This is a genomic window from Neorhizobium sp. LMR1-1-1.1, assembly GCF_040675795.1.
Lineage (GTDB): Bacteria > Pseudomonadota > Alphaproteobacteria > Rhizobiales > Rhizobiaceae > Neorhizobium > Neorhizobium cellulosilyticum.
The window spans coordinates 313,764-338,025 of record NZ_JBEGHE010000001.1 but is presented as its reverse complement, the minus strand read 5'-3'; the positions used below and the strand labels follow the sequence as shown (position 1 = coordinate 338,025).

The window sequence follows — 24,262 nt, the reverse complement described above, 5'->3', positions numbered from 1 at the left end:
GATCAGTTCCCCTGTTGTCATTTGCTCATGTCCGGCCCGCTTCGGGCCGTTATTCGTGCCAGGCTTTGCCGAGAACCCTCAACCAGTTCTCGCGGGCCAGCTTGGCCAAATCCTCGCCAGCGTATCCCGCTGTTTTTAAAGCTGCAACCAGATTTTGATTGCCCGCAGCATCACGAATTTCGACCGGTACGGTGCAGCCGTCGAAGTCCGATCCGATCGCTACATGGTCGATCCCCATCCGCTCAACCATGTAGTCCACATGGCGTATCATCTCGGAGATCGGCGTGGCCGCAATGTCCAGCCCGTCGTCGCGCAGCATGGTGACCGCATAGTTCAGGCCCACGAGCCCGCCGCTCTCCTTGATCGCGTCCATCTGCCTGTCGGTCAGGTTGCGCGCGACTGGCGTCAGAGCATGTGCATTGGAATGGCTTGCGATCAGCGGCTGGTCGGAAGTTTTTGCCACATCCCAGAACCCCTTCTCGGTAATATGCGACAGGTCGATCAGGATGCCGAGCCGGTTGCAGGCCTTGACCAGTTCGAAGCCGAGATCGGTCAGGCCCGGCCCGGTATCCGTCGTCATCGGAAAGGCGAACGGCACGCCATGGCCAAAAATGTTGTGGCGGCTCCAGACCGGCCCGAGCGAGCGAAGACCGGCCGCATGGAAGACGTCGAGATTGGCGAGGTCCGCGTCGATCGGTTCGCAGCCTTCCATGTGCAGCACGGCGGCAAATACGCCGTCCTTCATCGCCTGCCGGACATCGGCGGTGGACCGGCAGAGTTTCCAAGCCCCTGCCCGGTCCAGCCGCAGCGCGATTGCCGCCTTTTCCAGCCCTATATCCAGTGAAGGTGCGTATTCGAGCGGTGCGGCAAGCGGCGTCACATAACTCCCGTCCGGTTCGGGATCCTTGAGCACCAGATCGCCGGAGGGAATGTAGATCGCGCAAAGACCACCCGCGAGACCACCCGCTCGCGCCCGCGGCGCATCGATATGGCCTTCGGGGGTACCTTTGGAGAATTCCACAACGGGATCAGCTCCCGCCTTCATGTTCCGCCAGAGCCGCAACAACACATCGTTATGGCCGTCGAACACCAGTTCCATCAAAGTCTTCCTGAAAATTTCGCTTGGGTCTTGAGGTAGGATGTGGCGATCCTAGCCAGCAATCTCATGTCCGCAAGCCGAAAATGGAACTGCCTCGTCGTGTGCGAACAAGAGTCTTTTCGCCGCGCAGACGCGCGTCGGCTGGATTCCTGTGACAAGCTCAGGAATGAGGATGGGAAGGTTTCCGCCAACCTCCTATCGAAACGGTGCCACGCCAAAGGAAACAGCGCTTTTGCCAGTCGAGACAGGGAGCATAGCGCTAGAGAGGGTTGCCAAGCGTACCACAAATTCCCTCATTCCTGTGCTTGTCACAGGAATCCAGCCACGCGAAGTCCTTCGCGTGAAAGAACTTTCCATATCAGACAATCTGAGCAACAGCCGTCAAGCCGACCAAAGCCCCTCGCCGGCCTTGTTCAATATCGGCGTACGGAAACACGAAACCACGCGGCCCTTCCAATCCGGGCCAAAGTCGTCGAGCTTCTTTTCCCAGCGATCCGATTGCAGCATGGCAGCGCCGATCACCACCGGCTCGATCCCGAGAGAGGTCATTAGCGTCAGCCCCGAAATGATCGAGGTGCCGGAGGAAATCACGTCATCGATCAGCGCCACGCGCTTGCCTTCGATCAGCGGCATCATCCGTGGGTCGACATAAAGCCGTTTCTGTTGTTCGGGTGTGGTGATCGACGAAAGCGGCACCGAAAGCTCCTCGTCATACCAGAACTTCTTCGATGTTCCGAGCGGTACGTAACGGGCAAAACCCAGCATCCGCGCCACCGCAGCGGCAAGCGTCAGGCCCAGTGTCGGCAGGCCGACAATCACTTCGGGCCGAAGTGCCGCGATCTTCGGCGCCAGATCGGCGGCGAGCGCATCCTGCACATCGAAACTCGCCTGATTGATGATCAGCGATGCCAGCGCATGTTGTCCGTCTGAAAGCGGCCGGATCGGCAGCCTGATCTGGTCGCCGCTGTCGAGCCTCGCCGGAAAGAAACCGGAAAAAGGCCCGGCCTCGTCGAAAGAACCGGGAGCGTGCAGCTCCTGCCAGAATTCATGCGGCTGCATCGCTTTTCCTAACCCTATATTATGCCAGAATTTCCAGTATCGGGCTCTCCATTAGCGTGCCGGTGGTCACGTCGGCAATGCCCCGGTCGGTCTGATGTGGCCCTGCATTGCAGGCCAGCGTCGCGCCGAAACAGGCCTTGAACACCAGATAGGGCGGCTCCCAGTCGACGACCTTGTCCATTGCCGCACGGATAGCCCGGAACTGATCGGCCACCACCTCGACCGGCTCTTCGGACACGAGGCCCGCCAGCGGCAGCGGAAGCAAGCTCACCACCTTGCCGCCGATTGCAACCGCCATGCCGCCGCCCGACGCGATCACCGCATTGGCGGCAGCCGCCATGTCGCGCGGATCAGAACCGAAAACGGTGAGGTTATGGCTGTCATGTGCCACGGTCGTCGCGAAAGCGCCCTTCCACTTACCCCATCCGGTGAGGAAACCCAACCGGGTGCGGCTGTCGACACGGCCATGGCGATGAGTCACGGCGATCAACACCGATTCCTGCGGGGGTACCACGAACCCGTTTTCGACAACCGCATCCGCCTGCCCCCAGCGTGTGAACCGCGGCCGATCAATGGTCGCGACCCTCACCCTGGTACCTTCAGAGCGAAGTTTGAAATCATCTTCCTGCAAATTCTGCAGCTTTACCGAACGGCGCAGCGGATTGGGGTTCATCCGGCACACATCGCCCGTCATCTTTCCATCGCGCGAGACGATGTGGCCGCTCGCCACGACCGCACGTGTGCGAAAATCCTTGAGATCTTCGAAGAGAACGATATCTGCCCGGCGACCGGCCGCGATCAACCCGAGATCTGCGCGGCCGATCCTGACCGATCCGTTCAGCGTCGCCGCCTGCAGCGCCCATTCCGGCTTCATACCGTAGCGCACCAATCGGCGCACCACGTCATCGAGACCGCCGCCATCGACAAGATCGTCGGGGAACACGTCGTCGGTGCAGATCGTCAGCGTCTGCGGCAGATGCCCAAGCTTATTCAGCGCTTCGACGAATTCCGGCAGAAGGTGGTCATGCGAGCCACGCATCTCGATCGTCAGACCGGCACGCAGCTTCTGCATCAGGTCTTCGGCGGAAGTCAGCTCGTGATCGGACGTGACGCCAGCCGTCATGAAAGCTGCAAGATCACCGCCGGCCAGTCCCCGGGCATGGCCGCTGACAAGCTTTTCCGAAACGAGTGCATTCTGCACGATATTGCTGATGCGTGGTTCGCGATCAATCACGCCGCGCATGTTCATCACTTCCGCAAGACCGGCAATCTTCGGCCACAGCAGCATTTCATCGATCACATCGGCATCGAAATCCGCGCCGGCAACCTCGTAGCCGGGGGCGGAAGGAACGCAGGACGGTGCCATGACGACGGCCCTTAGCGGCAAGGAGCGGACAGCTTCCACTGACCATGCCACGCCATCGACACCGCAGACATTACCGAACTCATGCGGATCCCACACCACCGTCGTCACGCCGCGCGGCACCACAGTCTCCGCATAGGTCGCCGGCGTCACCATAGAGCTTTCGATATGCATATGCGTATCGATCAGGCCGGGAGAGACGAACGCGCCAGTCGCATCGATCACCTGAGCCGCATCCGAGCGCGCACCGCGCTCGTGGACGCTGACGATCAGTGGCCCGACAATGCCGATATCGGCCGGGCGCAGCTCGCCGGTCACCACATCCACCAGTGTGCCGCCGGAAATCAAAATGTCGAAGGGCGCATCTCCGCGTGCGACCTTCACGGCATTGTCGCGAAAGCACGGTTCGGTAAATTCGCCAACGGTTGCGATAATGTCCTTCACCAGCTTGCCTCCGCCTTTAATGCGTCGAGAATGGATTGCTTGGCCTTTGCGGCATCGATATCCGCCGCGAACTGAGCATTGAATTCGGCCCTGCCCGCTCGTGTCTCGACCACGGTGCGACCGCGCGTATGGCTGCCCGTCAGTTCCATGTCGATCCGTGCATCCTGCCATGTCGCAAGATCCGGCTGCACGAAGGCCACCGCCGCAACAGCGTCATAAAGCGACATCGCCTTGCGCCCGCGGCTGGTAGCGATCGAAACGAAACCAGCAAGCAGATCGGCCAAGAGCGTCGCATTTCGGCCACCGGCAGAGCGCACCGGCTCGACATCTTCCGGCGCGCAAAGCACCTTGCGGCATAGATCGAGATCGACCATCCGGAACGGAATGCCGTGCGCAAGAACGATCGCCACCGCTTCCGGATCGGCAAAGGCGTTGAACTCGGCGGAGGCCGTGTGATTGCCGGCCGTCAGTCCGCCGCCCATCCATGTCAGGTCGGTGATCTTGACGGCGAGGTCCGGTCGCGCCAGCGCCACGGCGGCAATATTGGTGAGAGGCCCAAGCGCCAGAATGCGTCGCTCGCCTTCGCTGCGCTCCAACCATGAACAAAGCGCCTCGAATGCATCCTCGACGAACGCATCCGGCGCGGCCGGCAAGGCTTCGCCCGCAGTCGGCATGCCAGCATCGCTCAATATGGAAACCGCAGTTTCCAGCTTGCCGAGCACCGGCTTTGCCCGTCCGGCGTGAATGGGAAACGGCCAGACGAAGGCAGCGGCGGCGCCGGCCGCATTGCGGCGCACCTGATCCAGCGGCGCATTACCCAGGACAAGCGAAATCCCGTCGATGGCAAGCCCGCCATGGGCGACAACCATGATGGCGGCCAGATCATCGAATCCCATATCGGTATCGATCCAAACACCCATTTCAAGCACACTCCAAAAATACAACCGGACGATCCATTGGGGCGTCCATATACACGAGAGATTGAGGAGAAAGGATAAGGGTTTTCACCTACCATCCTTCCGAGCATGCGCGGCAGCAGCTACAACCGAATGCATCGTCGGACCCGTCGATTGCCGGATCACCAGCTTCATCGGCACACCATCACAATCCGGCCTCGCGGCGATCATGCTGCCGGCTGCGGCCTCACCGTTTCCAATCGCGTGACCAAGAGCCTCGACCGCACATTCGGCAATCGTCGCAAGGTCCTGCCGCAAGGTCGTGATCGGCGGCATAACGACAGATGACCAGACAAGATCATCGAAACCGCTGACACTGGCCTGAAGCGGAACGTCGATACCGTCACGCTGCAATTCGGTGAGCGCACGTAGCGCCAGAAGATCATAAACGGCGGCGAAGCCGGTAAACCCATCGGCCACCCGGGCAGAGAGACCGAGCGCGCAACCCACTCCCTGCGAAGCCTCAAGATCTCCCACCCACAGGGTCTCGCAGCAAACATCCTTGCCGAGACCGGCCTTCAGGCCGCCGATCCGGTCATTCTGCACATTCGATTCCCGGCTATGGGCGATCAGCAACACCTTCCGGTGCCCGAGAGACGCAAGATGACGCCCCATCTGCACGCCGCCCTCCCAATGGTCGGACGACACGGTGTTGCCCGGCGTCGAGGGGCTATCGATGATCGCCACGGGCGTGCCTATATCCGCGATCCGCGATCCACGACGGGGAACGACGATCATCCCGTCGACACCGCGTTCGATCAGGCGGCCGATTGCCGCCGTCTGCTGGGCAATCTCTCCGCGACTGTCGGCAATCAACACGCCGAACCCGGCAGAAGCCGCCGCCTGCTCGATTGCCTGCGCGATCTGCGGAAACAGTGGATTGGAGATATCCGGCAGCACCAGCCCGATAACGCCTGTCCGCCCTGTTCTGAGCGCCCGCGCCGCATGGCTCGGCACATAACCAAGCTCTTCCGCCGCCTGCCGGATTTTCGCTGAAAGCTCGGCGGAGACCCGCCCCTTGCCGGAAAGCGCATTGGACACGGTTGCCGAGGACACACCAAGGGCGGCGGCAATTTCCGTCATCGTCGCTGGCGTCCGACCGACACTCATCGTCCTGCTGCGTTCCAAGATGATTAATCGTTTAACCAACTATACCCGCACACATGCCAAATGTCGAGCGAAACACAACCTTTCATATAGAGTAATGCACAGCCGTTGCTACCAGGCCACGATTTCCTGTCGATAGCGCGCCACTTCTTCCATCAGCCATGCCCGAAACGCGACAACCGGCGGAAAACCGGCCTTTGCCTGCGGCGCGACCACGTAATAGGCGCTGGGACTGACCACCTGATGCGGAAATGCTTCCACCAGCTGCCCGCTCGCCAGTTCCGTATCGATCAGAAAAAGCGGCATCAGCCCGACACCCAGGCCGGCAATACAAGCCTGCGTCACGCTGCCGAATTGTTCGAAGCGCATGCCCTCGCTCATGCTGCCGGCAATCCGAAGGCTCTCGAACCAATGCTTCCACCCGCCCGGCCGTGACGCCATATGCAGAAGCGGCAGCCGCAACAGATCTTGCGCCTGCACAACCGGATGAGAACTGAGAAATGCAGCCGAGCAGACCGGCGCCACCATCTCATCCATCAGGAAGGTGCATTCGGCACCCGGCCATTCGGGTTGACCGACATGGATCGCCATATCGATACCGTCCCGGTCGAAATCGAACACGCCGATACGGGTTGCGAAGTTGAGCGTAATCTCTGGATGACGGGCAACGAAGCCCGGAATTCGTGGCATCAGCCAGCGCGTACCGAATGTCGGCAGGATCGCCAGGTTGAGCTGGTCGCTATGTCGTTTGGTCATGGCATGGAGCGATGCCGAGCGGATCTGCGAGAGGGCGCCTGCAATCGCTTTCGCAAATTCCGCACCCGCCGATGTCAACACGACGCCACGGCTGGTTCGGTCGAAAAGCAGCACGCCCAACTGCTCTTCCAGCCCGGAAACCTGCCGACTTATCGCCCCTTGCGTCAGCGACAGCTCGTCTGCCGCCAGCGAGAAGCTGCCCAGCCGAGCAACGGAATCGAAGGCGGCAAGCGCCGAGGTGGAAGGCAGGAGTTTTCGCGACAGCTCTTTCATGGCCTATTACTAACCCTCATGGCCGATTGAGTAAACGGGCCTTGCGACAAACGACCACAGGACGATAATCTGCACGGGAAATTGCTTGGCGATTGAGACACCCGTCCCGTCCAAAAACATCGGAGACCCCCTTGGCCTTTATCTGGAACGACCCCTTCCTCATCGAAGATCAGCTGACCGAAGAAGAGCGCATGATCCGCGACGCGGCGGCCGCATTTGCCAAGTCCGAACTCCTGCCGCGGGTCGAGGAAGCCTATCTTGAGGAAAAGACCGATGTCGGCCTGTTCAAGCTGATGGGCCAGACCGGCCTCCTCGGCGTCACGCTTCCGGAAGAATATGGCGCAGCCAATGCCTCCTACGTCGCCTATGGCCTCGTCGCCCGCGAGATCGAACGGATCGATTCTGGCTACCGCTCAATGATGAGCGTCCAGTCCTCGCTGGTCATCTACCCGATCTTCGCCTACGGCTCCGACGAGCAGAAAAAGAAATATCTGCCCGGCCTCGTCTCGGGCGAACTGATCGGCTGTTTCGGCCTGACCGAGCCGGATGCCGGCTCCGACCCCGGCGGCATGAAGACCCGCGCCGAAAAGATCGAGGGCGGCTATCGCCTGCGCGGCTCGAAAATGTGGATTTCCAACGCACCGATCGCCGATGTCTTCGTCGTCTGGGCAAAATCGGAAGCTCACAACAACGAGATCCGCGGCTTCGTTCTGGAAAAGGGCATGAAGGGCCTCTCTGCCCCCAAGATCGGCGGAAAACTGTCGCTGCGCGCCTCGATCACCGGCGAAATCGTCATGGATAGCGTCGAAGTCGGCGAAGACGCGCTTCTTCCAAACGTATCAGGCCTCAAAGGTCCGTTCGGCTGCCTCAACCGCGCCCGCTACGGCATCTCCTGGGGCGTCATGGGCGCAGCCGAAGATTGCTGGTTCCGCGCCCGCCAATACGGGCTGGATCGCAAGCAGTTCGGCAAGCCGCTCGCCGGCATGCAGCTCTACCAGAAGAAGCTTGCCGACATGCAGACCGAAATCACGCTTGGCCTTCAGGCCAGCTTACGCGTCGGCCAGCTGATGGACCAGCACCGCATGGCGCCGGAAATGATCTCCATCGTCAAGCGCAACAACTGCGGCAAGGCGCTGGATATCGCCCGCCAAGCCCGCGACATGCATGGCGGCAACGGCATCCAGGTCGAATATCACGTCATGCGCCATTCGCAGAATCTGGAAACGGTCAACACTTATGAAGGCACCCACGACGTCCACGCCCTCATCCTGGGCCGCGCTCAAACGGGCATTCAGGCGTTTTTCTGATCGACACCAACGACGCAGGTAATGTCACACTGAAGCCCGGCCGCCATGCGAGCCGGGCTTTATGCGCTCGGCTCGATCTGGCCCGTTGGCGGCCGGTTCCGGCCATTCAGCACGGGCCGCCATTTCATCATCCGCCGGATTGCCGCCCTCTGCTCCGCATTAGAAATTGCGTGAACCGTCCAGTAGAAGGAATAGACGAGATAGGCAGGCAGCAGAACCGCTGCACCCTTCGCTGTCAGAGGCACGCGATATTGAATCCGGACTGTCTGCGCGTTCGACCACCGTTCCTTGTAGTCCATGCGCAGTATCCGCATGTCGAAATCCAGGCCATGCTCGAAACACCAGCGCACCGTATCCTCGATGATCAGCATGCCTGGTGAATAACGCGAATAATCGGGGTCAAAACTGGTGGTCAAAAGCTCGACGCGCATGCGGTCAATCATGGTCAGGAACGCTGCTATCGGCTTGCCGTCCAGCGTAAGGCGAAAGAGCCCCACGCGCCCCAGCTCGCCGCGCTTCATCGAAGCCGCCAGAAAAAACGCACGCGCCTCGCCCTTTCCAAGCCATGGGCATGACTTGTCCATGCGACGGAGCCAGCGTCGCTTCTCCTCGATCACCCAATCGATCGTCTCGACGGAACTGGCATAATCTTCCGGAAGTTCGAACCGCAGCTCACCAAGTTTTTGAAGTCTCTTGCGCCCCTGCTTCAGGTTGGTGCGGAATTTGGAAGAATAGGACGGGAGCAGATCATCGAGGTTTTCCACGCCACGCCGTTCGATCATGTAACTATCCAACGGATTGGGAATTTGAAAAGCGCCCGTTCTTTCCAGCACCTGCCGCACGGCGCCATCCTGTTCAACAAACGGCACCTCGATGATATCAGCCATCGGACGCAGGAGCGCCATCAACTCCCTGCAGATTTCGGCCGCATTCATATCGGGCGCTATCAGCGGATCACCATATTCCTCATGCATGCCGCACCCCAGCGGCTCGAGACGGGTCGCAGGGCCTAGCCTGTTTCGCTGGAACGGCCAGACCGCAACCAGCCGACTATCAGACCAGATAGTCGCGCATATCAACCGGTCACCTGCAGAAGCGTCCCTCGTCTCCCACCCGAGTTTTGCCCACTCAAAGGTCTGCGTGTAGTGGCACGTCACGACTGATCGCGCGAGGGCGTTCCACTCATCTTCAAGTTGAACGAAAGCCTCCACGCCGTCGACTAAAACAGAGCGCAACATCCGACCTCCCCTTCGGATTCACCGTGGGCCTAAATAAAAACCCATCTTGATTTAATCGATAACAAACAAACACCAAATAAACAAAGCATATTTAGACACATCACAAATACACTTTCGTGATTTACATTCATAAAACTGGAATAAAGGACAACTTACGAGCTGAGAGCGAGATTTCCTCAAATAATTGGAGAAGAAGACGACAACCGGTCTCAAGGCATGGAAACTCTCAGTTCGCGCCGCTATTCGTCATTGGCCAAGGCGATGCGCCGGGTGTATCAACGAGATGCAGCTCGAAGAAAGCGATAAACACGCACAGGAAAGACCTCGCAAAGCATGCACGCAACGGATGACGCGGGAAAAGCCGTCGCTCAGAACGATACCGAGAACCAATTCGATGTCGGCGATCGCCTGCGCCTCGTGCGGCAGAGCTACGGTCTGTCGCAGCGGGCATTGGCGGTAAAGGCCGGCGTTACCCATTCGCTCGTATCGCTGATCGAAAAGAACAAGGTCAGCCCTTCCGTCGCGTCGTTGAAGAAGATTCTTGAGGCGATCAACTATCCGCTGACGGATTTCTTTGCGCTTGCCCTGCCGCCCGTCGACCAGATTTTCTTTCGCGCCGACGAACTGACACCCTTGTCGAAAGGCCCGCTGACGCTGCTTCAGGTCGGCGATGCGAAATCCCATAGCGTCCAGATCTTTCACGAATTCTACGAGCCAGGCGCCGATACCGGCGAAACCATGCTGGCCCACGAGGCGGAGGAAGGCGGGGTTGTCGTCGCCGGAGAACTGGAAGTGACTGTCGGCAGCCAGACCCGCATCCTGAAACGCGGTGATGCCTATTTGTTCAACAGCCGCCTGCCGCATCGTTACCGAAATATCGGCACGGAACGCTGCGAAGTCGTCAGCGCCGTTACGCCGCCCTATCTCTAATCGGCAGACCGCCAATCGTTAATCCAATTAGTATGACTTTTTTGACCGCACCGCCGGTTGATTGTCGGCAGTGATTGTCTTAACTCAGGCACCGGAACCCATCCGCCCCTTCTGCCCGCGGCACCCCGCCGCGCGACCTGACGTTTCAAAACGAAAGTGGACCCCCATGCAGACCTATCCCGACGTAAAGCTTTTCATCAACGGCGAATGGCGCGATGCCATCGGCGGCGAAACGATCGAAGTGACCGATCCGGCCACCGACGAAGTAATCGGCAAGATCGCCCATGCCCGCAAGGCGGACCTTGATCTCGCGCTTCAAGCCGCTGACAAGGGTTTCAAGATCTGGCGTGACACGGCTCCCTTCGACCGCTCGAAGATCATGCGCAAGGCAGCCGATATCCTGCGTGAGCGCGCTGATGCGATTGCCTTCCTGATGACCCGCGAACAGGGCAAGCCGCTGGCACAGTCCAAGATGGAAATCATGGGGGCCGCCGACACGATCGATTGGTTCGCCGAAGAGGCACGCCGCACCTACGGCCAGATCATCCCGGCCCGCTTCTCCGGCGTCGCCCAGATGACCATCAAGCAGCCGGTCGGCCCGGTCGCAGCCTTCACCCCGTGGAACTTCCCGATCAACCAGATCGTCCGCAAGCTTTCCGCTGCCGTCGCAACCGGCTGCTCGATCATCGTCAAGGCCCCGGAGGAGACTCCGGCTTCGCCTGCCGAACTGATCCGCGCCTTTGCCGATGCCGGCATCCCGGCTGGCGTCATCGGCCTGGTCTACGGCATCCCGGCTGAAGTATCCGAATACCTGATCCCGCATCCGGTCATCCGCAAGATCTCGTTTACCGGCTCCACCCCGGTCGGCAAGCATCTCGCAGCACTTGCCGGCAAGCACATGAAGCGCGCCACGATGGAACTCGGCGGCCACGCACCGGTCATGGTCTTCAACGACGCCGACCTCGACAAGGCGATCGAAATCAGCGCCATGTCGAAGTTCCGCAATGCCGGTCAGGTCTGCGTCTCCCCGACCCGCTTCCTGGTTCAGGATGGTATCGCCGACAAGTTCCTTGACGGTTTCGTCAAGGCTGCCGAAGCCATCAAGGTCGGCAATGGCCTGGAAGCAGATACCGTCATGGGCCCGCTTGCCAATGAGCGCCGCATCCCGGCCATGGAAGCACTGATCCAGGACGCAGTCTCGAACGGCGGCGAACTGAAGACCGGCGGCAAGCGCATCGGCAACAAGGGCAATTTCTTCGAACCGACGGTTCTTGCCAACGTCCCGACCTCGGCCAAGATCATGAACGATGAGCCTTTTGGCCCGATCGCCATCATCAACCGCTTCTCCTCCTATGAAGACGCGATCAACGAGGCCAACCGCCTGCCCTTCGGCCTTGCATCCTACGCCTTCACCGGCTCGGTCAAGACCGCCCATGCACTCGGCCGCGAAGTCGAAGCAGGCATGCTGACGATCAACCACAACGGTCTGGCGCTTCCAGAAGTCCCGTTCGGCGGCATTAAGGATTCCGGCTACGGCACCGAAGGCGGCTCGGAAGCCGTCGCCGCCTATCTTGAAACCAAATACGTCACCCAGATGAACTGATCGATCCATCTGCGATCGCATCTAAAGAACCGGCCGGAGCCACCGCTCCGGCCGGTTTTCTTTTTGGGCCTTGCCTGCATCAACGGAGTGGAATACGAAAACAAATAGTGAACATACGGATACAATGATGGCCGAGCCGGAAATGGAAACCGCCCCTCTCCTGAAGGAAATCTTCAACCATGACCGGCTGAGCCATTTCGCCCGCGAGATCTCCACGATCCATCCGGCTTTCGATGGCGAGCGCTTTCTCCAACTCGCATCCGAAGGATTGGACGATCTGAGTATCATGCAGCGTCTGCGGCAGGTCGCTGTATCCTTCCATGCGACATTACCCGGCCCCTACGAAAAGAACATAGAGATCCTCTGGGACCTCGCGCCACGCATCAACCACGGCTTCGCCTCGATCACCCTGCCGGAATATGTGGCGCTTTACGGTCAGGACCACTTTGACCTGTCGATGAGAGCCATCGCTTTTTTCACCCGCTTCGGCTCATCCGAATTCGCCATCCGGCATTTCCTCTTGAAAGACATGCCGCGCACGCTCGCGATGATGCAGAACTGGTCGATGGACGAAAACGAGCATGTCCGCCGCCTCTCCTCGGAAGGCTGCCGCCCGCGCCTGCCCTGGTCCTTCCAGCTGAAACAGCTGATCGCCGACCCCTCGCCGGTCGCACGCATCCTCGAAAACCTGAAAAGCGACCCCAGTCTCTATGTTCGAAAATCCGTCGCCAACCACCTGAACGACATCACCAAGGATCACCCCGACTGGGTTCTCGAAAAGCTCGCCCGTTGGGACAGGACGGATGCCCGCACGGCGTGGATCATGAAACAGGCGCTTCGCACGCTGATCAAGAAGGGCGACACTCGCGCCCTTCATCTCTTCGGCGCAGGCCACAAGGCCGAGGTGAAGGTAGATACGTTCACCGTCACCCCGTCATCACTCAGCCTCGGCGGCGCAGTCCAGATCACGGCAAAACTTACCTCGAACAGCTCCGCCCCACAGAAACTGGTGATCGACTACGCCGTCCATTACGTCAAGAAGACCGGCGGCACATCGAAAAAAGTGTTCAAGTGGAAGGAACTGACACTCGCACCCCATGCGGGCGCTGATCTCACCATCACCCGCCCCATTCGCAACTTCACCACCCGCGTTCATTATCAAGGGCGGCATGTGGTGGAACTTGTCGTGAATGGCGAGGTGCTGGGCGAGACCGCGTTTGAGCTCGACGCCTGAACAAAAAGAAAGAGCACCGCCGGGGCGATGCTCTGATCCTTACTTCCGCTTCTCAAACCCACCTTTACCGGCAGGCTTCTTCTTGAACGGCTTGTCGCCATCACCCTTGGCAAACGGCTTGTCGCCAAAGGCCTTCTTCTTGAACGGCTTATCACCGAAAGGCTTGTCGCCGCTCTTCTTGGCAAAGTCGCCCTTCGGCTTTTCACCCCAGACATCGTCGTCCATGCGGCGTTCGGCGCTGGCCTTTTCGCCCTTGGGTTTCCAGTCCTTGCGCGGCGCATCACCGAACGGCTTGTCGCCATCCTTGAAAGGCTTCTTTTCACGGAAAGGCTTGTCGCCAAAGGCCTTATCGCCACGCGGGCCGTCCTTGGCGAAAGGCTTGTCCTTGCGGAAACCTTCCTTCTTCGGGCCATCCTTCCACGGCTTGTCCATGCGTGGGCCTTCGCGCTTGGTAAAGCCCTCGTCATCCGTGCCGCGAGAGAATTTCGAAAAGTCCGGAGCGCCATCCAGACGCGTCACGCGGATGCCGCGATCCATAAGCCGGTCCTTGCCGAGCTTGGCCATGAACTTGTCGGCATGCGCCTCGGCAATCTCGACAAAGGTCTCGTCGGCCTGCATCTTGATCGCGCCGATCTCGTTCTTGCTCAGATCACCGCTCTTGCAGATGGTGGGGATCAGCCAGCGAGGTTCGGCGCGCTGCTTGCGGCCGACAGACAGCGAAAACCATACGGCCGGGCCGAAATCACCGCGCGGGGTGAGCGGTCGCGAGGCCGGATCACCCTGCCCGCCTTCGCGCGGCTTGCGTGCTTCGAGAGACACGACGCTGACATCTTCCGGCGCGGAATTCTTGCCGCGATAAAGCGAGACGAAAGCGGTCGCGAGCTTTTCGGCGTCGAAACGCTCGATGAGCTTGGCGATCAGAGCCTGCTCGTCTTCATTGGTCGTCACTTCGGTGAAGATCGGATCGGCAAACAGCCGCTCCTCGTCACGTACCGTCACCTCGTCGGCAGACGGCGGGTTCGCCCATGTCGGCTCCACCTTGGCGCCGAACAGCAGGCGCTCGGCCTTGCGGCGCTGGGTGACCGGAACGATCAACGCGCTGACGCCCTTGCGGCCCGCACGGCCGGTACGGCCAGAGCGGTGCAGCAGTGTTTCGGAATTGGTCGGAAGATCCGCATGGATGACGAGTTCGAGACCCGGCAGGTCGATGCCGCGGGCAGCAACGTCGGTCGCGATGCAGACGCGGGCGCGGCCATCGCGCATAGCCTGCAGCGCATGGGTGCGCTCGTTCTGGGTCAATTCACCCGACAGCGCCACGACGGAGAAATTGCGGTTGGAAAGCCGCGCATGCAGATGATTGACGGCCGCACGCGTCGAGCAGAACACGATCGCATTCGGCGCTTCGTAATAGCGCAGCACGTTGACGATGGCGTTTTCACGATCGGACGGCGTGACCAGCAGGGCGCGATACTCGATATCGACATGCTGCTTCTGTTCGGCAGCCGTCGCGATGCGTACGGCATCACGCTGGTAGCTCTTGGCAAGCTTCGCGATCGCGGCGGGAACCGTGGCCGAGAACATCAGCGTACGACGTTCGTCCGGAGCGGATTCAAGGATGAATTCCAGGTCTTCGCGGAAACCGAGATCGAGCATCTCGTCGGCTTCGTCGAGTACGGCAACCCGAACCTCGGACATGTCGAGCGCATTGCGGCGGATATGGTCGCAGATACGGCCCGGCGTGCCGACGACGATATGCGCGCCACGTTCCAGCGCCCGGCGCTCGTTGCGGATATCCATGCCGCCGACGCAGGAGGTGATCACGGCACCGGCTTCGGCGTAAAGCCAATCCAGTTCGCGCTTCACCTGCATGGCAAGCTCGCGGGTCGGCGCAATGACGAGTGCGAGCGGCGCCGCGGCGCGGCCAAAACTGTCGCGATCTTCAAGCAGGGTGGGCGCCATGGCGATGCCGAAGGCCACCGTCTTGCCGGACCCCGTCTGGGCGGAAACCAGCGCGTCGGACGTGGCGAGCGCCGGGTCCAGCATTGCCAGCTGCACGGGGGTCAGCGTCTCGTAACCACGCTTCTGCAAAGCCTTCGCGATCGCCGGAACGGCGCCGTTGATATCGGTCATCAATGTTGTCTTTCGGAATGTACCGCGCCTGCTGGCGCCTTGGCTGCAACGATCGCAGCCGAACGTTTGCGCCGTCCCTATAGGGTAAGCTGCAAAAAGTCAAAGCATGGGTGGTTTGCGCGGTAGAGGATGCAGGCCGCCGATCAGACAATACCGATCACAACCGTTACATTCCGGTGCTTGATTTCCTCGGTCGCCCACCTTTCGCGCCATTCGTCCGGCTTGCTGCAACCTTCGCCTCAGAACGGGACTGGCCACCGCGCCTGCGCGCATCCATAAAGGACTTGCTGCCGAATATTCCGCTCATCAGACCTGCGATCGAATAGTCAAGATCGAGTGCCTCCCAATGCAAACCGGTCTCGCCGAGCAAGACGACATCGGACAATTCCTCGGCGGTCGCCTTTTCCAGCCCCTCGATCGAGCGAGCCGGGAAGATGAAGGAAGCGCCATTGAGAAAATCGACGACAATCCGCTCGGAAGCTACATCGAAACGAACGGATGACGGCGACGGGCGTGCCTGACGCTCCGCCTGCCAGTTCAGTTTTGCCTGCGCGAGTTCTTCGTCACTAATCTCAGCCATGATACTTTCTCCATGTGTCGAGAAACAGTTGCCGGTTGGCCTCGATGACATCCACCGCCCGCCTCACATCCCTGTCGGACATTCCTCCCTGGGTGATGACAGACAGATTGACGATATCGATCCGTGCTTCGCCATCGCCGAAGACATGCGCATGCGCCGGCTCGTGGTCAGCCGTATAGATGACAAATCGCATTCCGTGCTGCTTCAGGACGGTGACCATCGCCAAGAATAACCCAACTACTTGGGAAACGCAAAGGGCGGCTCGCTGGAGCAGAGTTGTAACGCCTGTCAGCCCGCAGCAAACACCTTCGCCCGCCGCAGCGTCACGAACCCCGCATCCCCAGCCTTCACCACCCGCTCCGGCTCCACATCGAATTCCAGCGCCTCGCCAGCATCCGTCGTCGCCAGCACCCGCCTGCCATCTGCACGGTCAAGCACGCGGGTGATCTCCGCCGTAATCCCCGGCCCTTCCTCAGACCAGTCGATATCGCTCGGCCGCGCGTAAAGCTCGCCCCTGCCGTCGGCCACTCCGGCAGCCTCGACGGAAAGCCCGCCAACATGGGCGCGGCCATCCTTCACCTCGGCAGCAATCACATTCGCATCGCCTAAAAACTTCATCACGAAGGCCGACTTCGGGTCGCGGCACACCTCCTGCGGCGTGCCCTGCTGAACGATCTGCCCATCCTTCAGGATCACCACCCGATCGGCGAGATCGAGTGCCTCTTCCTGATCGTGGGTGACGAACAGCGTGGTGATCCCGAGTTCCGAATGGATCTCGCGCAGCCAGCGGCGAAGGTCGCGCCGCACATTGGCGTCGAGCGCCCCGAACGGCTCGTCGAGCAGCAGCACCTTGGGATCGACCGAAAGCGCACGGGCAAGGGCCACGCGCTGCCTCTGGCCGCCGGAAATCTGTGCCGGGAACCGGTCCCCGAGCCCCTCCAGCCGCACCAGACGAAGAAGATCAGCCACACGCCTGTCGATCGCCGCCCGATCACGCTTCACCTTCGACACCTTCATGCCGAAAGCGATATTGTCGGCCACCGTCATATGCGGAAACAGCGCATAATGCTGGAAGACGAAACCGACGCCTCGATCGCGCACCGGAATGTCGGTCGCATCCTGATCACCGAAATGGATCGCGCCGCCATCGGCATATTCCAACCCCGCCACCATGCGCAGGATCGTGGTCTTGCCCGAACCGGATGGCCCCAAGAGCGCAACCAGCTCGCCGCTTTCGATATCGAGCGACACGCCCTTGACGGCCTGAAAGCTCTCGAAGGTTTTGACGACGTTTTCGAGATGGATCTTCATGATGTTTTCTCTGCCGGATTTGTCTGTTTGCGGACACGGCCCGCACCCTGGCGCTCGAGCGCCACCTTGGCGATGATGGTGAAGACGGCGATCAACGCCAGGATGGAGGCGGCGGCAAATGCACCGGTCGCGTTATAGTCGTGATAGAGCAGTTCGATATGCAGCGGCAGCGTATTGGTCCGGCCGCGTATATTGCCTGAGACGACCGAGACGGCACCGAACTCACCCATGACGCGGGCATTGCACAGGATCACGCCGTAAAGCAGCGCCCACTTCACGTTCGGCAGCGTCACCGAAAAAAAGGTGCGCCAACCCGAAGCGCCAAGCGAGGTCGACGCCTCCTCCAGATCCCGCCCCTGCGCCTGCATCAGCGGGATCAGTTCGCGCGCCACGAAGGGCGCGGTGACGAACATCGAGGCGATGATGATGCCCGGAACGGCAAACAGGATTTTTATGTCATGTGCATCCAGCCACGGCCCGAACAGGCCCTGCAGCCCGTAGACGAACAGGTAGGCGACACCGGCAACGATGGGCGATACGGAGAACGGGATCTCGATCACAACGAGCAGAAACCGCTTGCCCCAAAAGTCGAATTTGGTGATCGCCCATGCGGCGGCAATGCCGAAGACGGTATTGACCGGCACGGCGATCAGCGCCGCAAGCACGGTCAGCATCACCGCATGCAGCGTATCGGGATGGATGACCGTATCCCGATAAAGCTGCCAGCCCTTCGAAAAGGCCTCGACGCCGATAATGACCAGCGGCGCGATGATGACGAAGGCGACGAGCACGAAAACGATGCCGATCAGCGAGCGGCGAAACAGCAGGGCATCACCGACACGCGGCGGCTTGCGGCGAGTGGAAAAAATGCTCATGACCTACCCCTTCACCGTATAACGCAGCGCCCGCGCCTGCAGCCAGTTGGTGACGGCAAGCATGAAAAAGGCGGCAAGCAAAAGCACCGAGGCGATCGCGGCAGCAGCCTGGTAATCATATTCCTCCAGCCGGATGAAAATCAGCAATGCCGTGATTTCCGTCGACATCGGCTGGTTGCCGGCAATGAAGATGATCGCCCCGAATTCACCGAGGCAGCGGGCAAAGGACAGCGATACGCCGGCGAGAAGCGCCGGAGCCAGAAGCGGCAGGATGACCTTGCGAAAGATCGTCCAGTCCGATCCGCCGAGCGATTGCGCCGCCTCTTCCAGCGCCGGATCGAGATCCTCCAGCACCGGCTGCACGGTGCGCACGATAAACGGCAGCGAGGTAAAACACATGGCGATCATGATGCCGATCGGCGTATAGGCGACCTTGATGCCGAACCCTTCGAGCACCGAGCCGAACCAGCCGCTATTGGCAAATAGCGCCGTCAAAGCAATGCCGGCAACGGCGGTCGGCAGCGCAAACGGCAGATCCACCACGGCATCAATGATGCGACGGCCGGGAAACCGGTAACGTGTGATCACCCAGGCAAGCGCCAGACCGAAAAACAGGTTGAAGGTCGTGGCGCCAAGCGCCGAAAGCACCGTGACGCGATAGCTCGCCACCGAGCGTGACGACGAAACGATCCGCCAGTAATCTTCAAACCCCAGGCTCGCGGCCTTGAACGCAAGTGCAGCCAAAGGCAGCACGACGATCAGGCCGACATAAAACAGGGTCACGCCCAGCGATAGCGGCAGGCCGGGCAGGACATTGCGTCGTCTCACGCGGTCGTTTCCTTATTACATGACAAAACCCGGTGGATGGAAATCCGCCGGGTGGATACAGCAATTCGTGGCATCCCTCATCCCTGTGCCCCCACGGTATGTCACAGGGATCCAGCCGACGCGCGTCTGCGCGGCGAAAGACTCCTTCCAGCCCAAGGACTTGGGCTGGAAGGATTCCTGTGACGAGCACAGGAATGAGGAAGTGGAGGTGGCAGCCTAGCGCGAAAAGCTGCTGCCGAGCAATCAGCGGCTGCCGTAGAGCTTGTCGAGCGTGCCGCCGGAAGCAAAATGCTCGGACTGGATCTTGCTCCAGCCGCCGAACACGTCGTCGACCTTGACCAGGCGGACCTCGGGGAACTCGCTCTTGAAATCGGAAGCGACCTTTTCGTTATGGACGCGATGGCCGAATTCGGCGGCGATCTTCTGGCCTTCTTCCGTATAGAGGAAGTCGAGATAGCTCTTGGCGAGCGCTTCGGTGCCGTGCTTCTTGGCAACCTTGTCGACAACGGCGACCGGGAATTCAGCAAGCAGGCTGACCGACGGAATGACGCTTTCGACCTTGTCCTTGCCGAACTGCTTCTCGATACCGCGGGTTTCGGCTTCGAAGGTGATCAGCACATCGCCCTGGCCACGCTCGACAAAGGTCGTCGTTGCCGCACGACCACCGGTATCGAAGACCGGAACGTTGTCGAAGATCTTGGTGATATAGGCCTCGATCTTTTCCTGGTCGTCCTTGTACTCTTCCTTCGCCCATGCGGTGGCAGCGAGATAGGTGTAGCGCGCATTGCCCGATGTCTTCGGGTTCGGGAAGACGGCATGCACGTCGTCACGGGCAAGATCAGCCCAGCCCTTGATGTTCTTCGGGTTTCCTGCCCGCACCAGGAAGGCCGGGAAGGAATAGAAAGGCGAAGCATTGTTCGGGAATGCCTTGGTCCACTCGGTCGAAACAAAGCCCTGCTTGGCAAGGAAATCGATATCGGTCGACTGGTTGAAGGTCACCACGTCGGCCTCAAGACCTTCGACGATCGACCGCGCCTGCTTCGATGTGCCGGCATGCGACTGGTCGATGGTCACGCCCGGGTGGCCCTTCACGAAGGCTTCGTTGACGGCAACGAACAGTTCGCGGGCAACGTCATAGGAGGCGTTGAGAAGCTTCTGCTCCTGCGCGAAGCCCGGCTGGACGAAGAGTGCGGCAATCGCGGTGCCGAGAATAAGGAGGCGTTTCATCAGGTGTCTCCGGAATTTGGCCGAGAATGAGGGTGTGGGGAAACTATCGGCAGGCATGGGCAAGCGCGAGAAATCGCCCTCCTCTGCCCGCGCCCGTCTTAGAAATTCCGTCCATTTTTCGCCACATTCGGCAACGGTTGTGCCTGCGCTCGATATTTTCTTGCCCGCGACAAGAAATCGGTTCCGGCTGGACAGGCCGGTCTGGCGAAGCGATGCACAACCGTATAGGACCGGGATGCAGCCCTCCTGCCCTTTTCGACAGCCCGGCTCGTTTCCCTTGTCCGCATTCCTTGCCGAAGTCGTCACCCACATGAAGAACAAGAGCATTGGCTATTTCTACGTCCTGCTGGCCATAACCATTTTCGCCATTCAGGACGGATGCTCCAAATACCTTGCCGACAAATATCCGGTCATCGGCTTCACGATGATCCGCTTCTGGGCTTTTGCGGCCTTTGTCATCGTCTTCGCTGCGTTCTCACCCGGCGGGTTACGCAAGGCGTTCGTCAGCCGCAGACCTTTCCTGCAGATGCTGCGTGGGCCGCTGCTGGTGCTCGAAATCTTTATCGTCGTTTATGCCTATACCGGGGCAGGCTTGGCCATGACCCAGGCAATCCTTCAGGCGACGCCACTTATCATTACCATCCTCTCTGTGCCGCTCCTGGGGGAAAAAGTCGGCTGGCGGCGTGGAACCGCGATCGTGGTCGGCCTTTTCGGCGTGCTGATCATCCTCAATCCGGTCGGCGTCCGGTTCGATCTCCAGCTGCTCTGGCCACTGGCAGGCGCACTGGCCTTCGGTCTCTACGGCATCTCCACCCGCGCTGTCGGCCGCGAGGATTCAGCCGTCACCAGCGTGCTTTATACCGGCGTCTTCGGCGCGATCGTCGCGACTGCGATCGGCCCGTTCTACTGGGTTCCTATCGCGCCGGAACACTGGCCGGCCCTGTTTGCGCTCTGCGTCTGCGGCGCGACCAGCCATTTCTTCCTGATAAAGGCCTATTCGACGCTGACCGCCGTCGAAGTCCAGCCACTCACCTATCTGCAGATCGTGCTCAGCGTCGCTGTCGCAACCATCTTCTTCGGCGAAACGATCACGATCAATATGATTGTCGGCGCCATTATCGTCGTTGCGGCCGGTTTGTTCACCGTCTTTCGGGAGCACAGGCTCGGGATCAAATAACATCGACAGCATATGTCGGCGGCAACCGGACATAGCAAAGTAATTCTATCTTAAGCGGCAAAAACTATTCTGGTTGCATGACCAGAGCCGAGCTGTCCGTCGTCGTCCCCTGCTTCAACGAAGAGGCTGTCCTGGAAGAGTTTTCCGGCAGGATGTCGCGAGCCTGCGCCGCGGTCACCCGGGACTATGAGATCGTCTTTGTCGATGACGGATCGTCCGACCGCACATGGCCGATGATAGAAACGCTTTCTCAAAATGATCCCCGCATCGTCGGCGTCCAGCTTTTCCGCAATCACGGACACCAGCTGGCAGCCACAGCCGGACTTTCCATTGCGGCGGGAAATCGCGTTCTCCTGATCGACGCCGACCTGCAGGACCCTCCCGAATTGCTGCCTTTAATGGCTAGGCTTATGGATGAAGGTTACGACGTCGTTTATGGGAAACGCATTGCCCGCGCCGGAGAGACCACATTCAAGCGACTGACAGCAACTGTCTTTTATCGTTTGCTGAATAGGCTCTCGTCGGTTGCCATTCCGGAAGATACGGGTGATTTCAGGCTGATGTCGCGCCCGGTCGTCGATATCCTAAACAATATGCCCGAGAGGCACCGCTTCATCCGCGGCATGGTCAGCTGGATCGGCGGGCGACAGGCCGCCTTTCCTTATGCACGGGATGCGCGTTTTGCCGGCGAAACCAAATATCCGCTGCGCAAGATGATCTCGCTTGCCATCGACGCCCTGACCAGCTTCTCCACCAAGCCGCTGCGCGCCGCCGTCTGGCTTGGCCTCATGTCGTCGCTGTTCGCCTTCGCCATCCTGTTCTACGCCGTGTTCCAGTGGTCGGTCGGCAATGTCGTACCGGGCTGGGCCAGCTCCGTCGTCGCGATTTCCTTCTTTTCCGGCACGCAGCTCTTCGTAATGGGCGTGTTCGGCGAATATCTCGGCCGTGTCGTTCAAGAGGTCAAGGGCCGCCCCCTGTTCACCATCGGCAAGATCTGCCGCAAGGACGCGATGGCGGAAACCCCAGGTGACATCCAGAGCCTCAGGAACGCCGTGGCCGAATATCCGCGATCGGAAAACCGCATTTCTCGCTAGGGAGCAAGTATGACGATGACACCGGAAACGGATGACATCGCGACAACGACGGCTGGCGAAAGGAAAGCCGCCCGCGTTTCCGATCGACGGATCGTGGCTCTCATCATTCTCGTCGCGCTCGTTTCACTGATCCCGGTCCTTTCGGTACGCTTTCCGCCGATGACCGATTATGCCAACCACTATGTACGGCTCTGGCTTCTCGCCGGCGGCATCGAGCGCCCGATGATGTCGCAATTCTACCAGATCGACTGGAACGTTGCCTGGACCAATATTGCTATCGACCTTCTCGCCTTCTTACTCGGCAAGATCGCAACGATGGATTTCATCGCTCCCTTCGTCCTCGGGCTGGCCCTCCTCCTGCCGCCGATCGGTGTCACCCTGCTCAATCGCAAGCTCTTCGGCGGCTTTCACTGGTGGCAATTGCTCTGCTTCGCACTGGCCTGGAATGCCGTCCTTCTCTTCGGCTTTCTGAGCTTTTCGATCAGCCTTGGGCTTGCTCTGGTCTTTGCCTATCTCGATGAATGCCTGAAGCATCGCGGTCTTGCCACAGTCCTTGCACTGCGAGCAATCTGCGCAGCGATCCTTCTAACTGCACATCCATTCGGCCTTCTGTTCTACACCGCGCTGCTGGCAGCGCTGGCTTTCGGGCCATCGGCCGCCCCTCTGCGGCAAGCCAAAACGTTTGCTGCCGCCACGGGCCGGATGATGCTCGCGATCATCCCCGTTTTCCTGCCGCTGGTCATCTTTCTTCTGTTCGGCCCTTCATTGCCAGGTCAGGCAGATACATCTCTGCTCGACAGCATGCACTGGGACAATCCGTCAGCCATACGCTCGCTGCAGGTTCTGCTCCTCTATTTCAGAACCTATGATGCGCGCATCGATGTGATCTACCTGGCGCTTTTTATCGTGCTTGTCAGGGAAACCATCCGGTACAGGACCATCACCGTGCATTGGGGTCTCGTACTGGTTGCGATCGTCACCGGCATTCTGTCGATGTTCATGCCGACGAGTGTCTTGTCGACCGGAGGCATGGACGTCCGCCTGCCATGCATGATGACCCTTGCTGTAGCAGCAGGGTTAAGGCCGCAGGTGAAGGGGCGATTGTCATCCCTGGCATTGCCTTTGGTCCTTATTCTTGTCGTCTCCCGCACGGTCTACATCGAATATGTGTGGCTGCAGCGTAATGCGGATATCGCAGCCGTGGAACGGGCGCTGCAACAGGTCGAGCCCGGCAGTGCAGTTCTGCCGGCCCATGCGCAAACGGCTCCCGAAGATCTGGTGAACATGCCGGTCGGGCGTATCGTCGGCAGCATGTTTCCGAGCTATATCCATTACCCCGCGCTGGTAAGTTTCGAGCGGGATGCCTTCATGCCATATCTGTTCACCGCGGCCGGCAAACAGCCCCTGCGCGTCAGAGAACCCTGGCAGGAGATTGCCGTGCCGGAAGGCATTCCAATCCCCACCGATATGCTCAACGAACCGGCACCGGACTATGCACCCTATATGGCTGACTGGAAAAGCCGCTTCGACTATGTGCTGGTCCTGAATGCGGATATGGCCAGCCCAAACCATCCGATGCCGGCAATCGAAACCGTTCATCTGGTCGCCGACGAAGGTTTTGCAAGCCTCTACCGCATCGAGCATCCGAGCCAGTAACGACAATGACCGCCG

Annotated in this window: 21 protein-coding genes; 7 read left to right on the top strand and 14 right to left on the bottom strand. The window is 59.9% G+C overall.

From position 1 onward, the window contains the following. Positions 1-49: 49 nt before the first annotated feature. From MRBLMR1_RS01420 to MRBLMR1_RS01395, 6 genes are all read right to left on the bottom strand, one after another. Entirely contained in the window at positions 50-1,099 is a 1,050-nt protein-coding gene (locus MRBLMR1_RS01420; RefSeq protein WP_148143152.1) for a dipeptidase, read from the bottom strand. 381 nt (positions 1,100-1,480) lie between these two features. Then, complete coding sequence (locus MRBLMR1_RS01415; protein ID WP_148143151.1) at positions 1,481-2,158, bottom strand: phosphoribosyltransferase; 678 nt, start codon at positions 2,156-2,158, stop codon at positions 1,481-1,483. A 19-nt stretch (positions 2,159-2,177) separates the two neighbouring features. Next, positions 2,178-3,965, bottom strand: coding sequence for an adenine deaminase (locus MRBLMR1_RS01410; RefSeq protein ID WP_500063495.1), 1,788 nt, complete (start codon positions 3,963-3,965; stop codon positions 2,178-2,180). Beyond that, positions 3,962-4,885, bottom strand: a complete 924-nt coding sequence (locus tag MRBLMR1_RS01405; RefSeq protein ID WP_148143149.1) for a nucleoside hydrolase — start codon at positions 4,883-4,885, stop codon at positions 3,962-3,964. The genes MRBLMR1_RS01410 and MRBLMR1_RS01405 overlap by 4 nt, the downstream gene beginning before the upstream one ends. An 84-nt stretch (positions 4,886-4,969) precedes the next feature. Then, on the bottom strand, positions 4,970-6,031 hold the full coding sequence (locus tag MRBLMR1_RS01400) for a LacI family DNA-binding transcriptional regulator (protein ID WP_246712515.1): 1,062 nt from the start codon (positions 6,029-6,031) through the stop codon (positions 4,970-4,972). Between the two features lie 108 nt (positions 6,032-6,139). Next, positions 6,140-7,057 carry a LysR family transcriptional regulator gene (locus tag MRBLMR1_RS01395; RefSeq protein ID WP_148143146.1) on the bottom strand — a complete coding sequence of 306 codons (918 nt, stop codon included), beginning with the start codon at positions 7,055-7,057 and terminating at the stop codon, positions 6,140-6,142. Positions 7,058-7,188: 131 nt separating this feature from the next. On the opposite strand from MRBLMR1_RS01395, the gene MRBLMR1_RS01390 reads away from it, so the two are divergent. Beyond that, positions 7,189-8,364, top strand: coding sequence for an acyl-CoA dehydrogenase (locus MRBLMR1_RS01390; RefSeq protein WP_148143144.1), 1,176 nt, complete (start codon positions 7,189-7,191; stop codon positions 8,362-8,364). A gap of 59 nt (positions 8,365-8,423) precedes the next feature. Here MRBLMR1_RS01390 and MRBLMR1_RS01385 read toward each other — a convergent pair whose 3' ends face one another. After that, positions 8,424-9,338 (bottom strand): GNAT family N-acetyltransferase, encoded by a 915-nt coding sequence (locus tag MRBLMR1_RS01385; protein ID WP_500063492.1) that lies wholly within the window; start codon positions 9,336-9,338, stop codon positions 8,424-8,426. A 597-nt stretch (positions 9,339-9,935) separates the two neighbouring features. Between MRBLMR1_RS01385 and MRBLMR1_RS01380 the strand changes: the two genes are divergently transcribed. The 3 genes from MRBLMR1_RS01380 to MRBLMR1_RS01370 all read left to right on the top strand — a co-directional run bounded on the left by MRBLMR1_RS01380 (position 9,936) and on the right by MRBLMR1_RS01370 (position 13,369). After that, a complete protein-coding gene (locus MRBLMR1_RS01380; protein ID WP_148143140.1) occupies positions 9,936-10,532 on the top strand; it encodes a cupin domain-containing protein in 597 nt (198 codons plus the stop codon). Between the two features lie 166 nt (positions 10,533-10,698). Beyond that, on the top strand, positions 10,699-12,135 hold the full coding sequence (locus MRBLMR1_RS01375) for an NAD-dependent succinate-semialdehyde dehydrogenase (RefSeq protein ID WP_148143139.1): 1,437 nt from the start codon (positions 10,699-10,701) through the stop codon (positions 12,133-12,135). Between the two features lie 127 nt (positions 12,136-12,262). Then, positions 12,263-13,369 carry a YhaZ family DNA alkylation repair protein gene (locus tag MRBLMR1_RS01370; RefSeq protein ID WP_148143137.1) on the top strand — a complete coding sequence of 369 codons (1,107 nt, stop codon included), beginning with the start codon at positions 12,263-12,265 and terminating at the stop codon, positions 13,367-13,369. A 39-nt stretch (positions 13,370-13,408) separates the two neighbouring features. On the opposite strand, the gene MRBLMR1_RS01365 is transcribed toward MRBLMR1_RS01370, so the two are convergent. The 7 genes from MRBLMR1_RS01365 to cysP form a co-directional block, all read right to left on the bottom strand. Next, the gene (locus tag MRBLMR1_RS01365) at positions 13,409-15,499 is read right to left on the bottom strand and encodes a DEAD/DEAH box helicase (protein WP_148143135.1); all 2,091 of its coding nucleotides are present in this window, start codon (positions 15,497-15,499) and stop codon (positions 13,409-13,411) included. 166 nt (positions 15,500-15,665) lie between these two features. Beyond that, positions 15,666-16,079: a DUF2442 domain-containing protein gene (locus MRBLMR1_RS01360; protein WP_148143134.1), complete on the bottom strand. Its 414-nt coding sequence runs from the start codon at positions 16,077-16,079 to the stop codon at positions 15,666-15,668. Then, positions 16,072-16,272 (bottom strand): DUF4160 domain-containing protein, encoded by a 201-nt coding sequence (locus MRBLMR1_RS01355; protein WP_404945818.1) that lies wholly within the window; start codon positions 16,270-16,272, stop codon positions 16,072-16,074. The genes MRBLMR1_RS01360 and MRBLMR1_RS01355 overlap by 8 nt, the downstream gene beginning before the upstream one ends. Before the next feature lie 95 nt (positions 16,273-16,367). Beyond that, complete coding sequence (locus MRBLMR1_RS01350) at positions 16,368-17,390, bottom strand: sulfate/molybdate ABC transporter ATP-binding protein (RefSeq protein ID WP_148143132.1); 1,023 nt, start codon at positions 17,388-17,390, stop codon at positions 16,368-16,370. Continuing rightward, complete coding sequence (gene cysW / locus MRBLMR1_RS01345; RefSeq protein ID WP_500063488.1) at positions 17,387-18,265, bottom strand: sulfate ABC transporter permease subunit CysW; 879 nt, start codon at positions 18,263-18,265, stop codon at positions 17,387-17,389. The genes MRBLMR1_RS01350 and cysW overlap by 4 nt, the downstream gene beginning before the upstream one ends. A gap of 3 nt (positions 18,266-18,268) precedes the next feature. Continuing rightward, positions 18,269-19,093, bottom strand: a complete 825-nt coding sequence (gene cysT, locus MRBLMR1_RS01340) for a sulfate ABC transporter permease subunit CysT (RefSeq protein WP_148143128.1) — start codon at positions 19,091-19,093, stop codon at positions 18,269-18,271. A gap of 243 nt (positions 19,094-19,336) precedes the next feature. Continuing rightward, on the bottom strand, positions 19,337-20,320 hold the full coding sequence (gene cysP / locus MRBLMR1_RS01335; protein ID WP_500063486.1) for a thiosulfate ABC transporter substrate-binding protein CysP: 984 nt from the start codon (positions 20,318-20,320) through the stop codon (positions 19,337-19,339). Positions 20,321-20,597: 277 nt separating this feature from the next. Between cysP and MRBLMR1_RS01330 the strand changes: the two genes are divergently transcribed. The 3 genes from MRBLMR1_RS01330 (at position 20,598) to MRBLMR1_RS01320 (ending at position 24,247) form a co-directional block, all read left to right on the top strand. Beyond that, positions 20,598-21,497 (top strand): DMT family transporter, encoded by a 900-nt coding sequence (locus MRBLMR1_RS01330; RefSeq protein ID WP_404945814.1) that lies wholly within the window; start codon positions 20,598-20,600, stop codon positions 21,495-21,497. Between the two features lie 77 nt (positions 21,498-21,574). Continuing rightward, on the top strand, positions 21,575-22,591 hold the full coding sequence (locus MRBLMR1_RS01325; protein ID WP_148143123.1) for a glycosyltransferase family 2 protein: 1,017 nt from the start codon (positions 21,575-21,577) through the stop codon (positions 22,589-22,591). A gap of 9 nt (positions 22,592-22,600) precedes the next feature. After that, positions 22,601-24,247, top strand: a complete 1,647-nt coding sequence (locus tag MRBLMR1_RS01320) for a hypothetical protein (protein ID WP_148143121.1) — start codon at positions 22,601-22,603, stop codon at positions 24,245-24,247. The last annotated feature ends 15 nt before the right edge of the window (positions 24,248-24,262 follow it).

Coding starts and splice junctions, on each gene's coding strand:
- MRBLMR1_RS01420 (WP_148143152.1), bottom strand. CDS start 1,099: ATGGAACTGGTGTTCGACGGCCATAACGATGTGTTGTTGCGGCTCTGG.
- MRBLMR1_RS01415 (WP_148143151.1), bottom strand. CDS start 2,158: ATGCAGCCGCATGAATTCTGGCAGGAGCTGCACGCTCCCGGTTCTTTC.
- MRBLMR1_RS01405 (WP_148143149.1), bottom strand. CDS start 4,885: ATGGGTGTTTGGATCGATACCGATATGGGATTCGATGATCTGGCCGCC.
- MRBLMR1_RS01400 (WP_246712515.1), bottom strand. CDS start 6,031: ATGAGTGTCGGTCGGACGCCAGCGACGATGACGGAAATTGCCGCCGCC.
- MRBLMR1_RS01395 (WP_148143146.1), bottom strand. CDS start 7,057: ATGAAAGAGCTGTCGCGAAAACTCCTGCCTTCCACCTCGGCGCTTGCC.
- MRBLMR1_RS01385 (WP_500063492.1), bottom strand. CDS start 9,338: ATGCATGAGGAATATGGTGATCCGCTGATAGCGCCCGATATGAATGCG.
- MRBLMR1_RS01380 (WP_148143140.1), top strand. CDS start 9,936: ATGCACGCAACGGATGACGCGGGAAAAGCCGTCGCTCAGAACGATACC.
- MRBLMR1_RS01375 (WP_148143139.1), top strand. CDS start 10,699: ATGCAGACCTATCCCGACGTAAAGCTTTTCATCAACGGCGAATGGCGC.
- MRBLMR1_RS01370 (WP_148143137.1), top strand. CDS start 12,263: ATGGCCGAGCCGGAAATGGAAACCGCCCCTCTCCTGAAGGAAATCTTC.
- MRBLMR1_RS01365 (WP_148143135.1), bottom strand. CDS start 15,499: ATGACCGATATCAACGGCGCCGTTCCGGCGATCGCGAAGGCTTTGCAG.
- MRBLMR1_RS01360 (WP_148143134.1), bottom strand. CDS start 16,079: ATGGCTGAGATTAGTGACGAAGAACTCGCGCAGGCAAAACTGAACTGG.
- MRBLMR1_RS01355 (WP_404945818.1), bottom strand. CDS start 16,272: ATGCGATTTGTCATCTATACGGCTGACCACGAGCCGGCGCATGCGCAT.
- MRBLMR1_RS01350 (WP_148143132.1), bottom strand. CDS start 17,390: ATGAAGATCCATCTCGAAAACGTCGTCAAAACCTTCGAGAGCTTTCAG.
- cysW (WP_500063488.1), bottom strand. CDS start 18,265: ATGAGCATTTTTTCCACTCGCCGCAAGCCGCCGCGTGTCGGTGATGCC.
- cysP (WP_500063486.1), bottom strand. CDS start 20,320: ATGAAACGCCTCCTTATTCTCGGCACCGCGATTGCCGCACTCTTCGTC.
- MRBLMR1_RS01325 (WP_148143123.1), top strand. CDS start 21,575: ATGACCAGAGCCGAGCTGTCCGTCGTCGTCCCCTGCTTCAACGAAGAG.
- MRBLMR1_RS01320 (WP_148143121.1), top strand. CDS start 22,601: ATGACGATGACACCGGAAACGGATGACATCGCGACAACGACGGCTGGC.